The sequence below is a fragment of the Pseudanabaena sp. SR411 genome, from assembly GCF_002251945.1.
Taxonomy (GTDB): Bacteria; Cyanobacteriota; Cyanobacteriia; order Pseudanabaenales; family Pseudanabaenaceae; genus Pseudanabaena.
In genome coordinates this window covers 1-1530 of the sequence record NZ_NDHW01000019.1, presented here as the reverse complement: position 1 = coordinate 1530, position 1530 = coordinate 1, and the positions used below count along the sequence as shown (strand labels likewise).

At 41.7% G+C, this 1530-nt stretch carries 1 protein-coding gene; it reads right to left on the bottom strand.

Going from position 1 to position 1530, the window contains the following annotated elements:
• Positions 1-282: 282 nt before the first annotated feature.
• The coding region (locus tag B9G53_RS00270) for a M48 family metallopeptidase (RefSeq protein ID WP_176453032.1) at positions 283-1530 on the bottom strand (1248 nt) is incomplete at its 5' end.

Here is a 1530-nt window from a genome sequence, read left to right as displayed (position 1 = left end):
AGATTTTATCCTTTAACTTTCCTCCTAGATACAAAGGGGTTTAACGAGTTTATCTCTGCCTTTGCTTGTTGGAGTTTAGTAAAAGATTTTATCCTTTAACTTTCCTCCTAGATACAAGGGGCTGTGCCCCCGTGCCAGCCCCCAACCTTGAGGATCTCAGGAATTTCCTTCCACATAACATCAGATATTAACTGATGTTATATGGCGTTGCCATTTCTTGAATCTCAAAACCCAGTAAACAATTAAAAAAAGCCTTGCAAAGCAAGGCTTTTTTTAATCAAATTAGAAGGGAATCCGAAATACTCGACCACCGCCAGTACTTTCTGTGACTTGCCAAACTAAACCTTGATCGCCAGTATCTCGCCAAGGTTGTTGGAAAACCGAGAGAGTACCTTTGGCAGTTTCTCCTGCATTCACAACATTTTTGCCAGATGCACTGATGAACTGTGACGAAACTGTTTTTCCATCAGCATTGGTTGTTTTCGCAAATATAGGAACAAATCCAAAGGACTGACTGCTATTGTTGACGATTTCTACATTCATTATGTATTTACCGCTCGACTCAACCTTACCTCCATTAATGTTAATACTCACATTGTCATTGGTTTGCCCAGCAACTACAGCCACCTTGCCTAAAGTTGGCTTGTTACTGGGTTTGGAAGTAGGAGTTGGAGTGTCTTTAGAGGGTGGATTTTTAGCTTCCGATTTACAGAATGCACCCCGCGCTGCAATTAGAGCTTCAATATTCTCTAATGAGTAGCGGTTGTAGTTGCGATTCTGGACGGCTGCTTGTAAATATCTCACTCGCTCTGAAGAAGCAGGATGACTATCTAGCCAGCCTGTCTGCCGATCTTTCTCATAACCACGCCAGCGATCAAATACACGATATAGTCCATCCGCAGAATAGCCAGCCGAAGAGAGAATGCGCGTGCCTAAGAAATCAGCTTGTTGTTCAAGCGATCGCCCAAATGCAAGTTCTGGTTTGAGATACTCCAAGAATGTATTGATCAACCCTACTTTTTTTAAAGCTCTAGCTTTGGTTTCGGTAATAATCTTTTGATAGGAATGCGAAAAGACCGCATGGGCAATTTCATGGCTGAGAATACCCGCAAGTTCTGCTTCCGATTCCATATCGGCGATCGCACCTGTATTGATGAAGATCTTGCCTCCTGGTAGAGCAAAAGCATTGAGGGAGTTGTCTTGGATGATATTGAACTCATATTTGAAATCATCACGACCCGATAGCTTTGCTAATTTCTGACCAAGGTTGTTGATATATTCCGTCAGTTTCGGATCAGTTACTAACGCCACACTCTGTTTGATTTCGGCAGCACTTTCTTCACCAAATCCCGATTCTCCTTTAAAAATCTGCTCAATGATTTTGCGATCACCCGAAATAATTGCTGAAATAAATGACTCATTTTTGAAATCATTAATAAACTGATTCATGTAATCATCAGCTAGCTTCTTATATTTAGGAGCGTCAGGATGTTCGGGATAGTTAAGTGCAAACTGACGGGAAGCAATGGA